This window comes from Halomonas sp. 707D4, from assembly GCF_024158685.1.
In the GTDB taxonomy this organism is placed as follows: Bacteria; Pseudomonadota; Gammaproteobacteria; order Pseudomonadales; family Halomonadaceae; genus Vreelandella.
This window is the reverse complement of sequence record NZ_JAMZBD010000034.1, coordinates 1-12,535: the sequence shown is the minus strand read 5'-3', so window position 1 is coordinate 12,535 and position 12,535 is coordinate 1. Positions and strand designations below refer to the sequence as shown.

Genomic DNA, 12,535 nt, shown 5'->3' with positions numbered 1-12,535 from the left:
TTGGAGATCAGCAGCGTGACGACACGCGCCGACTCGGGCTCGCGGGCGGATTTCACCTCCACCGGCCAGATCCTCGTCCACGGCAGGATGTAGACCACCTGGATGAGCAGGGTGATCAAGGACAGGATGCCGGCGCCGGCGCGCCAGGGCCCGGAGTCGAGCAGGACGAGCGCTGCCACCATGTTGGCGAGAGCGGCGAAGGCGAGCTGGACGCGCGGGAACTCGAAGCTTCGTACGAACCACCAGCGTAGATGAATGCGAGCGATCAGAGTCGCGAGGAAAAGCAGCAGTGCGATGACGCCCACGAGTGGCCCGAGCAAGATCTACCTCCTTAACATAGGCTATGACGTTATTGGGCTTAGCTTAGCTGGCTTGTGAAAGACGTGTCGATGTAAAAGAGAACTTTCTTTTCAAGGCCCTATAAAAAGCACGCGGTGAAAAAACACCTTGCATTTATGACTCGAATACGTAGAATACGCCTCGCACACAAAGCAGGACCATAGCTCAGTTGGTTAGAGCGCCACGTTGACATCGTGGAGGTCGGCGGTTCAAATCCGCCTGGTCCTACCAAGTCTTTGACGCGTGCCGAAGGACCATAGCTCAGTTGGTTAGAGCGCCACGTTGACATCGTGGAGGTCGGCGGTTCAAATCCGCCTGGTCCTACCAGAATTCATGAACGCCCCGCTCATCAGAGCGGGGCGTTTTCGTTTGCCTCGATCCCGCTGGGTGCGCAGCTCAGGTTAGATCGGTCTGGCGCACGAAGGTCGCGACCAGTGCCTCGATACCCGTCTGATCTTCGGCGCTGAAGCGCGCGAGTTCGGGGCTGTCGATGTCCAGCACGCCCCATAGCCGATCGCCGCTCACCACCGGCACGACCAGCTCCGACCGGGAGGCCGCGTCGCAGGCGATGTGGTCCGCCACGGCGTGGACATCGTCCACCCGCTGGGTAGCGCGGCTGCGCGCCGCCGCCCCGCACACGCCCTTGCTGAAGGGGATGGGATTGCAGGCCGGATTGCCCTGAAAGGGGCCCAGGCTCAAGAGCTCGGGCTCGCGCTGCAGGTAGAACCCTACCCAGTTGAGCGCCGGCAGCGACTGCATGAGAAAGGCGCTGGTCTGGGCGGCGTTGACCAGCCAGTCGCGCGTGTCCAGCAGCGCTTCGAGCTGGCGGTTGAGCAGGGAATAGTCGACCGGTGCCATGATGTCTCCTTGAAAAAGAACAGGCCGGCCCTGCGGCCGGCCTGAGTGATGCCTGGTGGGTGAAGGGCGGGTTTACTCGACCCAGCCCGGCACGGCGCCACCTTGGAAGAGCTCCTCGGCCTTCTCGATCACTTCGTCGCGCTGGTAGGCGTCGACGAGCTGGCGAATCTCCTCGCGCTCCTCGTCGCCGCTGCGCACGGCGATCAGGTTGACGTAGGGGGATTCGGGGCCTTCGCGTACCAGGGCGTCGTCGAGGCTCAGTCCCGCCGGCTGGGCGAAGGTGTTGTTGATGAACGCCATGTCCACGTCTGGCAGCACGCGCGGCAGCTGGGCGGCTTCGATCTCGCGGAAACGGAAGTTCCTGGGGTTCTCGGCGATGTCGATCGGTGTCGCTTCCAGGTTGTCCGGGTCGTTCAGGGTGATCAGGCCCTGGTTGTGCATCAGGATCAGCGAGCGCCCTTCGTTGGTCGGGTCGTTGGGCAGGGCGATCTGCGCGCCGTCCGGCAGCGCCTCGAGGCTGTCATGCTTTTCCGAGTAGGCGCCGATCGGGTACACGAAGGTGTAGCCGGCGGCCACCAGGTCGTAGCCGCGGTCGCTGTTCATGGTTTCGAGATAGGGGGCGTGCTGGTAGGCGTTGGCATCCAGGCTGCCGTCGGCGAGCGCCGCGTTCGGGGTCACGTAGTCGGTGAACTCGACGATCTCGACATCGAGGTCGTACTCCTGCTTGGCGATGCGCGCGGCCACTTCCATGACCTCGCTCTCGGGGCCCGCGACGGTGCCGATCTTGATGCTGCGGGCTTCCTGGGCGTGGGCCACGCTGATGGCCAGGGCGAGGGCGGTCAGGCCGCCGAGAAGCTGTTTCTGCATGGTGACTCTCCTGTGGACGTACCTTGAAGATACGAGATTATAGCAATAAAAAAAATTTTTATAATGCTTTTTGGTTATATTCAGCATCGGTTCCGGTGAGCCCCGCACTACTTGCGATCGCTCTTGCGTACCAGGTAGTCACCCAGGCTCTGGAAGCCCTGCACCATGAACACGAGAATCACCACCGTGGTCAGCATGATGGTCGGGTTGAAGCGATTGTAGCCGTAGCGGATGCCCAGATCTCCCAGGCCGCCGCCGCCTACCGCCCCGGCCATGGCCGAGTAGCTCACCAGCGTCACCACGGTGATGGTGAGGCCGGTGATGATGCCGCCGCGCGCCTCGGGAATCAGCACCTTGCAGATGATCTGCCAGGGTGTGGCGCCCATTGCCTGGGCGGACTCGATCAGTCCCGGCGAGAGCTCGTTGAGCGCGCCTTCGATCAACCGCGCGACGAAGGGGATCGCGGCGATGGTCAGCGGTACCGAGGCCGCGTTGATGCCGATCGAGGTGCCCACCAGCATGCGCGTGAAGGGGATGATCGCCACCATCAGGATGATGAAGGGGATCGAGCGGCCGATATTGGTGATCAGGCTCAGTGCCCGGTTGAGCATCGGCCGCGCGAGAATCTGGCGCGGGCGGGTGACATAGAGCAGCACTCCGAGCGGCAGTCCCAGAAGCGTCGAGATCACGCCGGAGATCGCCACCATGTAGAGCGTGTCGAGGGTGGCCTGCAGGATCAGATCAAACATCGCGCTGGACATGGCCCAGTACCTCCACCTGTAGTTGATGCGCTTTCAGATACTCCATCGCCTTTCGGGTCTGATCGGTGTCGCCGAGCAGCTCGGCGATCATCAGGCCCAGGGTGCGCTCCTGGATCGATTCCACCTTGGCCTGCAGGATGCTGACGTCCACGTCGCACTCCCGTGCCAGGCGCGAGATCAGCGGCGTGGAGACGGCATCGCCGGAGAAGGTCAGGCGTACCACCGGGTGGGTGTGCTCGCCCGGGGCCTCGAGCAGGCGCGCGGTGAGCTCCTTGGGCGGGGTGAGCTCTAGGAAGTCGTTGAGGAAGTCGCGGCCCAGATCGGTGCGCGGCGCGGTGAAGAAATCCCCCACGTCGGCGTCCTCGACCAGCTCGCCGTTGGAGATCAGGCTGACCCGGTGGCAGATCGACTTGACCACCTCCATCTCGTGGGTGATCAGCAAGATGGTGATGCCGAGCTTGACGTTGATGTCGCGCAGAAGCTCCAGGATGGCGCTGGTGGTCTGCGGGTCGAGGGCCGAGGTGGCCTCGTCGCACAGCAGTACCTGCGGGTCGCTGGCCAGCGCCCGGGCGATGGCCACGCGCTGTTTCTGCCCGCCGGAGAGCTGGGCGGGATACATGCCCGCCTTGTCGGCTAGGCCCACCATGTCGAGCAGCGGCGCCACGCGGCGCTTGATCGCCGCCTTGCGCTCGCCGGCAAGCTCCAGCGGCAGCGCAACGTTGTCGAACACCGTGCGCGTGGTGAGCAGGTTGAAGTGCTGGAAGATCATGCCGATGCGGTGGCGCGCCCGGTTGAGCTCGGCCGCGCCGAGTCGCGTGATATCGCGACCGTCGACGACGACGCTGCCTTCGGTGGGACGCTCGAGCAGGTTGACGCAGCGGATCAGGGTGGACTTGCCCGCCCCGGAAAGCCCGATGACGCCGTGAATCGCTCCCTTGGGAATGGCGAGGTGGACGTTTTTCAGGGCATGCACCGCTTTGGCGCCGCTGCCGTAGGTTTTACTGACGTTGCTGAGTTCGATCATAGCGTCTGCCTTGATTCTAGGCCGAAGACGTGAAGTGGCAGGGGCGTGAAATAAAAAAAGGCCACCCATACGGGTGGCCATCAACGCTGGACACACCCTTTTAGCTGCACTTCACCACGCCATCGGCAGGTGGACGCCCGCAATCTGGGTACAAATCGGCGTCAAAACATTTGCGCCGAAAGTCTAAATAGAGCCCTGCGGGTTGTCAATTGAAGCGGGCGTTTTAATCCGCCTTCGATAAATGGGCGCAAGGGCGTTGGTTCGCGGCCGGTTAAGGGCGATAATGCCGCCTCAAGCGCGTCGGTCCCGTGATCGGTGCGCACGAAGCTGCAAGGGGAGAGCGATGTTTACAGGTATTGTGCAGGGCACGGCGGAGATCGTCGACATTCTCGAACTCGACGGGTTTCGCACTCATGTTGTAGCACTGTCGCCGGCGCTTCGCGAAGGGCTGGCGCTCGGCGCCTCCGTGGCCCACAACGGCGTCTGCTTGACCGTGACGCGCGTCGAGGGCGAACGCGTCAGCTTCGATCTGATGCGCGAGACGCTGCGACTGACCAATCTTGGTGCGCTGGCGGTAGGCGAGTGCGTCAATATCGAGCGTGCGGCGCGCTTCGGTGACGAGATCGGCGGCCACTCCATGTCCGGCCACATCATCGATATGGCGGAGGTCGTCGCCATCGACGAGGCACCCAACAATCGCCGGCTGTGGTTTGCGCTGCCGGCATCCCTTGGCCGGTTCGTGTTCGAGAAGGGCTATATCGGGGTGGACGGCATCAGCCTGACGGTGGGCGACGTGCGGCGCGGTGACGAGCGCGTCGAGTTCAGCGTCAACCTGATTCCCGAAACCCTCGAGCGCACCACGCTCAAGGAGCGCCTGCCGGGGTCGAAGGTCAACATCGAGGTCGACCCGCAGACCCAGGTGATCGTCGAGACCGTGGAGAGAGTGCTCGCCGCGCGCGCCTGACCTGATACTTCCCGCGCTGTCGTCGGCCGGCCGTCAAAAAAAACGGTCGGGCTGACCGAGTGGTCAAGCCATGGCCTGAAGATTGCTTCACACTCGTTGCAAGGAGTCAGCGCGGGGCATTTCCCGCACCCGTTGGCTGCACGTGCCGGGCGCTCGCATCAGGCGAGGCCTTTCGGTAGTATGTGCGGCTTTTCTCGTATCTAGGGCTCGTATCCAAGGGCGCAGGGACAAAAAACGCTATGAAAGGTCTGGATAACTACTTCAAGCTCACCGAGCAAGGCACCAGCGTCAAGACCGAGGTGATCGCCGGTATCACCACCTTCTTGACGATGGCCTACATCATCTTCGTCAACCCGAGCATCCTGTCGGAAGCGGGGATGGACTACGGCGCGGTATTCGTGGCCACCTGCCTTGCCGCCGCCGTGGGCTGCTTCGTGATGGGCATCTGGGCCAACTACCCGATCGCCCAGGCGCCGGGCATGGGCCTCAATGCCTTCTTTACCTACGGCGTGGTGCTCGGCATGGGCTACACCTGGGAGGCCGCGCTGGGGGCGGTGTTCTTCTCGGGCCTGACGTTCTTCCTGCTGAGCATCTTCAGGATCCGCGAGTGGATCATCAACTCCATTCCACTGTCGCTGCGCCTGGGGATCGCCGCCGGTATCGGTCTCTTTCTGGCGATGATCGCCTTGAAGAACGCTGGCATCATCGTCGCCAACCCGGCCACCTACGTGTCGCTTGGTGATCTTACCCAGCCCGCACCCATCTACGCGCTGGTCGGTTTCTTCGTGATCACGGCACTGGCCTACCTGAACGTCACCGGCGCCGTGATGATCGGCATTCTCGGCGTGACCGTGGTGGCCATGCTCTTGGGGCACAACGCCTACGGCGGGCTGATGTCCATGCCGCCTTCGATCGCGCCCACCTTCATGGCGATGGATCTGGCCGGCGCGCTCGACGTCGCCATGCTCAGCGTGATCTTCGCTTTTCTGTTCGTGGACCTGTTCGATACCTCCGGCACGCTGGTCGGGGTCGCCCATCGCGGCAAGCTCCTGGACAAGGACGGCAAGCTTCCGCGCATCGGACGCGCCATGATGGCGGACAGCACCGCGTCCATGGCCGGTGCGGCGCTGGGCACCTCGACCACCACGAGCTACATCGAGTCCACTGCGGGCATCGCCTCCGGCGGGCGCACCGGTCTCACCGCCGTGGTGGTGGGGGTACTGTTTCTGATCAGCCTGTTCTTCGCGCCGCTGGCCGGCTCCATTCCGGCCTACGCCACCGCCGGGGCACTGCTGTACGTGGCGACGCTGATGGCCGGAAGCCTGGCCCACGCCAACTGGGACGATGCCACCGACGCCGCTCCCGTGCTGATCGCCGCACTCGCCATGCCGCTGACCTTCTCGATCGCCGATGGCATCGCCCTGGGCTTCATCAGCTTCGTGGCGATCAAGGTACTTTCCGGCCGCTTCAAGGACCTCAACCCGGCGGTGGTCGTGCTGGGGCTTCTGTTCGCGGTGAAATTCTTCTTCTTCGGGTAGGCCCCGTTTATATCAACCAACGAGAGACGCGATGAGCATCTACGGCGACTATATCAAGTCCGTTATTCGCACGGTTCCAGACTGGCCTGAACAGGGCGTGAACTTTCGTGACATCACTCCCTTGCTCCAGAACAGCGCCGCCTTTCGCAAGCTGATCGACAGCTTCGTGCACCGCTACCAGGAAATGAACCTAGATGCCATCGCGGCGATCGACGCGCGAGGCTTCATCATCGGTGCGCCGCTGGCCTATGAGCTCGGCTGCAGCTTCGTGCCGGTGCGCAAGAAGGGCAAGCTGCCCTTCAAGACGATCAGCGAGACCTACACCCTCGAGTACGGCCATTCCGAGGTCGAGCTTCACGCCGACGCCTTCGAGAACGGCGACCGCATCCTCTTGATGGACGACCTGATCGCCACCGGCGGCACCATGCTGGCTGCCGCCAACCTGATCCAGCGCTGCGGTGGCCAGGTGGTGGAGACCGCCACGATCATCGATCTGCCCGAACTGGGCGGTTCCCAGAAAATTCGCGACGCGGGCTTTGGCGTGTTCGCGGTATGTTCCTTCAACGAAGACGAGTGACCCACGATGAGCAGCGAACGCTACCACCAGCATTTCACGGTTTCCTGGGACCAGCTTCATCGCGACGTCCGCGCGCTTTGCCACCAGTTGATCGAGCGTGACTTCAAGGGCATCGTCGCGATCACCCGCGGCGGGCTGATTCCGGCGGCGCTCATCGCCCGTGAACTCAACATCCGCCTGATCGACACCGTGTGCATCAAGAGCTACGACCACATGGAGCAGAGCGGGCTGGACGTGCTGAAGGGCGTGGACCATGATGGAGAAGGGTGGCTGCTGGTGGACGACCTGGTCGATACCGGCAAGACCGCCAAGGCGGTGCGCGAGATGCTGCCCAAGGCGCATTTCGTGACCATCTACGCCAAGCCCGATGGCCGCCCGCTGGTGGACCAGTACCTGACCGAAGTGGGTCAGAACTGCTGGATCCAATTCCCCTGGGACATGGGAGTGGCCTACGTCGAGCCGCTCGCCGACCAACTGAAGAGATGACATGACCGACCCGCTACCCAAGGACTGGAGCCAATGGCTCGGCCAGGAGTTCCAGGCCGACTACATGGCCGCGCTGAAGGCGTTTCTGACGCAGGAGAAAGCGGCGAAGAAAGTGATCTACCCGCACTCCTCGAACTGGTTTCGCGCCTTCGAGCTCACGCCCTTGGAGAGGGTCAAGGTCGTCATTCTCGGTCAGGACCCGTACCACGGGCCGCACCAGGCCCACGGGCTGTGCTTTTCGGTACTGCCCGAGGTGCGGGTGCCGCCGTCGCTGGTCAACATCTACAAGGAGCTCGAGAGTGACCTGGGCGTCGCGCCGGTCAACCACGGTTTTCTCGAGCCCTGGGCGAAGCAGGGCGTGCTGCTGCTGAACACGGCGCTGACGGTGGAGCAGGGCAACGCCGCTTCGCATCGCGGCAAGGGGTGGGAGCACTTCACCGACGCCGCGATCAAGACGGTCAGCGAACACGCAGAGCCCTGCGTCTTTCTGCTCTGGGGCAGCCACGCCCGGCAGAAGAAGGCCTTGATCGACCAATCGCGCCACTTGATTCTCGAATCGCCGCACCCGTCGCCGCTCTCCGCGCATCGCGGGTTTCTGGGCAACCGCCATTTTTCCCAGGCCAACCGGTTTCTCGAAGAGCACGGGCGCTCGCCGATCGAATGGCAATTGCCCGCCACCCCTTAACCTTCGCCCCGGTTACGGGTAGAATGGCGCGCAATTTTGCGCATGCCAGGCGCATCCACCCCTGCAGTGAGGTCGTTTCATGAGTGTTTATGCCATCAATCATCCGCTTGTCCAGCACAAGTTGGGACTCATGCGGGAAGGGGGTCTGAGCACCAAGAGCTTTCGCGAGCTGGCCGGTGAAGTCGCCAAGCTTCTGACCTACGAAGCCACCAAGGATCTGGAGCTCGAGGATCACGAGATCGAAGGCTGGAACGGCTCGCCGATCAATACCCGTCGCCTGAAGGGCAAGAAGGTCACGGTGGTGCCGATCCTGCGTGCGGGTCTCGGCATGCTCGAAGGCGTGACCGACCTGATTCCCAGCGCCCGCGTCAGCGTTGTGGGTCTTTACCGTGACGAGGAAACCCTCGAGCCGGTGCCGTACTTCGCCAAGTTCGCCAACGACATCGAGGAGCGCATGGCGATCGTCATCGATCCGATGCTCGCCACCGGCGGCTCGATGATCGCCACCCTCGACATGCTGCGCGAGCGCGGCTGCGAGAGCATGAAGGTGATCGTGCTGGTCGCCGCTCCCGAAGGCATCGAACGGGTTCGAAAGGCGCACCCGGACGTCGAGATCTACACCGCCTCCGTCGACGAACGCCTCGACGAGAACGGCTACATCGTGCCGGGCCTGGGCGATGCGGGTGACAAGATCTTCGGTACGCGCTGAGCGGACCGCCTCGAAATGCCCCTTGCGCCTCGCGCCGGGGGCATTTTTTTGGCCAGCCGTTGGCGGCCATTCGAAAAGCCGCAGCGAAAGCCGCGGCCATGACAACGCAAGGGACGTTGAATGACTACCGAAACACCGCAAGACTCCTGGCCAAAGACGCTTCTGACCGGGGCGCAGATGCTGTTCGTCGCCTTCGGCGCGCTGGTACTGGTGCCGCTGCTCACCGGGCTCGATCCGAGCGTGGCGCTGTTCACCGCCGGTATCGGCACGCTGATCTTCCACTCGGTCACAAGGCAGAGCGTGCCGGTGTTTCTGGCCTCCTCCTTCGCGTTCATCGCGCCGATCCAGGGCTCCATCGCAAGCTTCGGCATACCCGCAACGCTTGGCGGACTGATGGCGTCCGGTCTTGTTTATACCGTTATCTCACAGGCCGTGCGCCTGAAGGGAACCGGCTGGCTCCACCGGCTGCTGCCACCAGTGGTGGTCGGGCCGGTGATCATGGTCATCGGCCTGGCGCTGGCGCCGGTCGCGGTCAGCATGGCGGTGGGCGAGACCAGCGAGGGCATCAGCTACGGTCAGGCGATCTTCCTTTCGATGGCGAGTCTTCTGGTGACGCTGATGCTCGCCGTGTTCGGGCGCGGGCTTCTGCGCCTGGTGCCGATCATCGGTGGCGTGGTGACCGGCTATGCGCTGTCGCTGATCATGGGCGTGGTCGATTTCACTGCGGTGCGCGACGCCGCCTGGGTCTCCGTGCCCGCCTTCACTGCGCCCACCTTCCACTGGGCGGCGATCCTGTTCATGCTTCCCGTGGCCATCGCCCCGGCGGTGGAGCACATCGGCGACATGGTCGCCATCGGCTCGGTGACCCGCAAGAACTACCTGGAGAAGCCCGGCCTGCACCGCACGCTGCTGGGTGATGGCCTGGCCACCAGCGCAGCGGCGCTGTTCGGCGGCCCGCCCAACACCACCTACTCCGAGGTGACCGGGGCGGTCACGCTGACCCGGGCGTTCAACCCCAAGTTCATGATCGTGGCTGCCGTGCTTGCCATCGTGCTGGCGTTCATCAGCAAGCTCGGCGCGCTGCTCCAGACCATTCCCGGGCCGGTGATGGGCGGCATCATGACGCTGCTGTTCGGCTCGATCGCCGTGGTCGGCATGAACACGCTGGTGCGCGCCGGCCAGTCGCTGACCGCACCGCGCAACCTGGTGGTGGTGTCGCTGATCCTGGTGTTCGGCATCGGTGGCATGCAGTTCGGCGAAGGTCAGTTCACGCTGCAGGGCGTGAGCCTTGCCGCCCTGGTGGGCATCGCCTTGAACTGGATTCTGCCTGCGGAGAAAGAGCTTGCCTGATACGCGGACGCGCGTTGCCATGAGGCCGATCGCCACGACGTTTCCCGTGCTGGGCGTGGCCGCCTGGAGCTCGACGGGCAAGACCACGCTGCTCGTTAAGCTGCTGCCGCGCCTGCGCCAGGCGGGACTCGATGTCGGGGTGATCAAGCATGCCCATCACGATTTCGATATCGACAAGCTGGGCAAGGATAGCTACCGGCTGCGCGAGGCCGGGGCGGCACCGACGCTGGTCGCCTCTGCCAGACGTTACGCCCTGATGGAGGAAACGCCGAACCAGGACGAGCCGGATCTTGTCCATCTGTTGTCGCTGATGGAGCCACACGCACCGGATCTGGTGATCGTCGAGGGCTTCAAGCAGTGGCCGATTCCGAAGCTCGTGCTGTACCGCGACGACATCGGCGACCCCGGTATCCTGGCCTGCGAGAACGTCCAGGCGGTGGCGCTCAAGGGCGCGGCACCGGAGTCGCTCGAGGCTTCGATTGTGCGGCTCGACCTTGATAACATCGACGCCATCGCGCGCTGGATACTCCAGTGGTGCGCCGCGTTCCCCGACCAGGAAAGGTAACGATATGCAGCTGACGCACCTCAATACGCATGGCGAAGCCAACATGGTGGACATCGGCGACAAGGAGCCTTCCCGCCGGGAAGCGGTGGCCTCGGGCCGCGTGCGCATGGCGCCGGCCACCCTCGAGCTCCTCGGCGCCGGCGAGCTGCCCAAGGGCGACGTGCTCGCCACGGCGCGCATCGCCGGCATCCAGGCCGCCAAGCGCACCGCCGAGCTGATTCCGTTGTGCCATGCGCTGTCGCTGAGCAAGGTGAGCGTCGACTTCACCCTCGACCGCGACGCCGGCGTCGTCAAGGTCGAGGCGCTTTGTCGGCTGACCGAGCGTACCGGCGTCGAGATGGAAGCACTCACCGCCGTTTCCGTGGCGTGTCTGACGCTCTACGACATGTGCAAGGCGGTGGACAAGGAGATGGTTATCGAGGCCATCCAGCTCGAGCGCAAGCAGGGCGGCGTGCGCGGTGATTACCAGCGCAGCCGGACACCGCTGGTCACCGGTGATGGAACGCCTGGCGAGGTGAGCCTGGGCGAGCGCTGCGAGCTCTCGCCCTGCGTCAAGGTGAAGTTTCTCGCCGAGCTTCGCGAGAGGGTCGGCACCAGCGAGCTGTCGCTGTCGCTCGACCGGCTGCAAAGTCGCGACGTGGCCGGCCTCAAGGCGGCGCTGATCGCGCAGGACGCAAGCTTCGCGGTGCTCGAGGAGCCGCGTACGCTGTGCGCCATCAATCAGGTGATGGCCAACGATGCGGCACTAATCACCGACGAGGACGAAGTCGCGTTCTTTCCGCCGGTCACGGGAGGCTGAATGAGCGATCCGCGTATCATCGTCACGGTTCAGGAAGCCGCCTTTGACCTCGATGAGGGGTACGCCGCCCTGCTCGAGGGCCGTTGCGACATCGGCGCGGTGGTCGGCTTCACGGGGCTGGTGCGTGACTTCAACGAGACGCCGGAGGTCACGGCGCTGACGCTGGAGCACTACCCGGGCATGACCGAGCGCGCCCTTGGCGATATCGCCGCGCAGGCCTGCGCCCGCTGGGCGCTGACCGGCGTGGTGATCATTCATCGGGTGGGGCGTCTTGCGCCGGGAGATCCGATCGTGCGGGTGCTGGCGGCCAGCGCCCACCGGCGCGACGCTTTCGAGGGCTGCGACTTCATCATGGATATTCTCAAGACCCGCGCGCCTTTCTGGAAGAAAGAGCATTCGACCGGGGGCGACTACTGGGTCAAGGAGCGCGAAAGCGACGCCCGCGACGCCGCGCGCTGGTAAGGCGAGTCATCTAGGCGTTGAAGGGCGACTCCGTCGCCATGATCTGCAGGTGAACGTCCGGTAGATGGCGGCAGTGGTCGTCGAGCCAGCTCAGCATGCGCGGGGTGAGGGCTTCTCGAAGCTCCGCGAGAGTGTCCGCCTCGATCTCTTCGAGGCGCTCGTCGAGCCAGTCGCTGAAGCTCTCCTCGTCGATCGGGCTCGAGTGGCTTGAGTCCAGCATCAGCCGGCCGATACGCTGCCAACCGGTGTCGGTGGCGTACACCGGCAGCGCCAGAAAGAGCGTTCCCCGGCGCGGCGCATCGCTTTCGCGCGTACCCAGCCCTGGGTGGGCCACCACGCTGTTCTGATCCACCACGTGAGGATGCTGGGGGTAGCGCGCCTCCAGCCGCAGGCCTTCCTGGTCGAGCGTCAGCAGGTCGCCGTTGACCGGCGCCAAAGGCGCTTGTATGCCGAGCTCCTCGGCGAGCGCCTGATGGGCCTGCTGATGAATCATCTCGCCGTGCACCGGCAGGAGCAGGCGCGGGCGAACCCAGCGGTAGAGGGTCTTGAGC

Annotated in this window: 15 protein-coding genes, 2 tRNA genes and 1 pseudogene; 12 read left to right on the top strand and 6 right to left on the bottom strand. The window is 64.1% G+C overall.

Annotated features, from left to right (window positions below; genetic code table 11):
- Window positions 1-320 (bottom strand): annotated as a pseudogene (locus BIS11_RS02845) (endonuclease); the annotation flags it as partial.
- Between the two features lie 173 nt (window positions 321-493).
- Between BIS11_RS02845 and BIS11_RS02840 the strand changes: the two are divergent.
- Both BIS11_RS02840 and BIS11_RS02835 read left to right on the top strand, forming a co-directional pair.
- Window positions 494-570: transfer RNA gene (locus BIS11_RS02840), tRNA-Val, on the top strand.
- A 19-nt stretch (window positions 571-589) separates the two neighbouring features.
- A tRNA-Val gene (locus BIS11_RS02835) sits at window positions 590-666 on the top strand.
- Window positions 667-735: 69 nt separating this feature from the next.
- Here BIS11_RS02835 and BIS11_RS02830 read toward each other — a convergent pair.
- From BIS11_RS02830 to BIS11_RS02815, 4 genes are all read right to left on the bottom strand, one after another.
- Entirely contained in the window at window positions 736-1,197 is a 462-nt protein-coding gene (locus BIS11_RS02830) for a GAF domain-containing protein (protein ID WP_253419028.1), read from the bottom strand.
- A gap of 72 nt (window positions 1,198-1,269) precedes the next feature.
- Window positions 1,270-2,064, bottom strand: coding sequence for a MetQ/NlpA family ABC transporter substrate-binding protein (locus tag BIS11_RS02825; RefSeq protein ID WP_253419030.1), 795 nt, complete (start codon window positions 2,062-2,064; stop codon window positions 1,270-1,272).
- Window positions 2,065-2,171: 107 nt separating this feature from the next.
- Window positions 2,172-2,825 (bottom strand): methionine ABC transporter permease, encoded by a 654-nt coding sequence (locus BIS11_RS02820; RefSeq protein WP_253419032.1) that lies wholly within the window; start codon window positions 2,823-2,825, stop codon window positions 2,172-2,174.
- A complete protein-coding gene (locus BIS11_RS02815) occupies window positions 2,806-3,849 on the bottom strand; it encodes a methionine ABC transporter ATP-binding protein (protein ID WP_227391026.1) in 1,044 nt (347 codons plus the stop codon). Before BIS11_RS02815 ends, BIS11_RS02820 begins: the two co-directional genes overlap by 20 nt.
- A gap of 343 nt (window positions 3,850-4,192) precedes the next feature.
- Between BIS11_RS02815 and BIS11_RS02810 the strand changes: the two genes are divergently transcribed.
- The 10 genes from BIS11_RS02810 to moaE all read left to right on the top strand — a co-directional run bounded on the left by BIS11_RS02810 (window position 4,193) and on the right by moaE (window position 11,984).
- Window positions 4,193-4,813, top strand: a complete 621-nt coding sequence (locus tag BIS11_RS02810; protein WP_253419034.1) for a riboflavin synthase subunit alpha — start codon at window positions 4,193-4,195, stop codon at window positions 4,811-4,813.
- A gap of 239 nt (window positions 4,814-5,052) precedes the next feature.
- Complete coding sequence (locus BIS11_RS02805) at window positions 5,053-6,351, top strand: NCS2 family permease (protein WP_253419036.1); 1,299 nt, start codon at window positions 5,053-5,055, stop codon at window positions 6,349-6,351.
- A 31-nt stretch (window positions 6,352-6,382) separates the two neighbouring features.
- On the top strand, window positions 6,383-6,928 hold the full coding sequence (locus BIS11_RS02800) for an adenine phosphoribosyltransferase (RefSeq protein ID WP_227391029.1): 546 nt from the start codon (window positions 6,383-6,385) through the stop codon (window positions 6,926-6,928).
- Between the two features lie 6 nt (window positions 6,929-6,934).
- Window positions 6,935-7,414 (top strand): xanthine phosphoribosyltransferase, encoded by a 480-nt coding sequence (gene gpt, locus BIS11_RS02795; protein ID WP_253419038.1) that lies wholly within the window; start codon window positions 6,935-6,937, stop codon window positions 7,412-7,414.
- A 1-nt stretch (window position 7,415) separates the two neighbouring features.
- Window positions 7,416-8,099: a uracil-DNA glycosylase gene (ung, locus tag BIS11_RS02790; RefSeq protein WP_253419041.1), complete on the top strand. Its 684-nt coding sequence runs from the start codon at window positions 7,416-7,418 to the stop codon at window positions 8,097-8,099.
- Window positions 8,100-8,178: 79 nt separating this feature from the next.
- Window positions 8,179-8,808 (top strand): uracil phosphoribosyltransferase, encoded by a 630-nt coding sequence (upp, locus tag BIS11_RS02785; RefSeq protein ID WP_253419044.1) that lies wholly within the window; start codon window positions 8,179-8,181, stop codon window positions 8,806-8,808.
- A gap of 120 nt (window positions 8,809-8,928) precedes the next feature.
- Window positions 8,929-10,158 carry a uracil-xanthine permease family protein gene (locus BIS11_RS02780; protein WP_253419047.1) on the top strand — a complete coding sequence of 410 codons (1,230 nt, stop codon included), beginning with the start codon at window positions 8,929-8,931 and terminating at the stop codon, window positions 10,156-10,158.
- A gap of 19 nt (window positions 10,159-10,177) precedes the next feature.
- Entirely contained in the window at window positions 10,178-10,723 is a 546-nt protein-coding gene (gene mobB / locus BIS11_RS02775; protein WP_253419051.1) for a molybdopterin-guanine dinucleotide biosynthesis protein B, read from the top strand.
- 4 nt (window positions 10,724-10,727) lie between these two features.
- Complete coding sequence (moaC, locus tag BIS11_RS02770) at window positions 10,728-11,522, top strand: cyclic pyranopterin monophosphate synthase MoaC (RefSeq protein WP_253419054.1); 795 nt, start codon at window positions 10,728-10,730, stop codon at window positions 11,520-11,522.
- Window positions 11,523-11,984, top strand: coding sequence for a molybdopterin synthase catalytic subunit MoaE (gene moaE / locus BIS11_RS02765; protein WP_253419057.1), 462 nt, complete (start codon window positions 11,523-11,525; stop codon window positions 11,982-11,984).
- Window positions 11,985-11,994: 10 nt separating this feature from the next.
- On the opposite strand, the gene BIS11_RS02760 is transcribed toward moaE, so the two are convergent.
- The coding region (locus BIS11_RS02760) for an MBL fold metallo-hydrolase RNA specificity domain-containing protein (protein WP_367399195.1) at window positions 11,995-12,535 on the bottom strand (541 nt) is incomplete at its 5' end.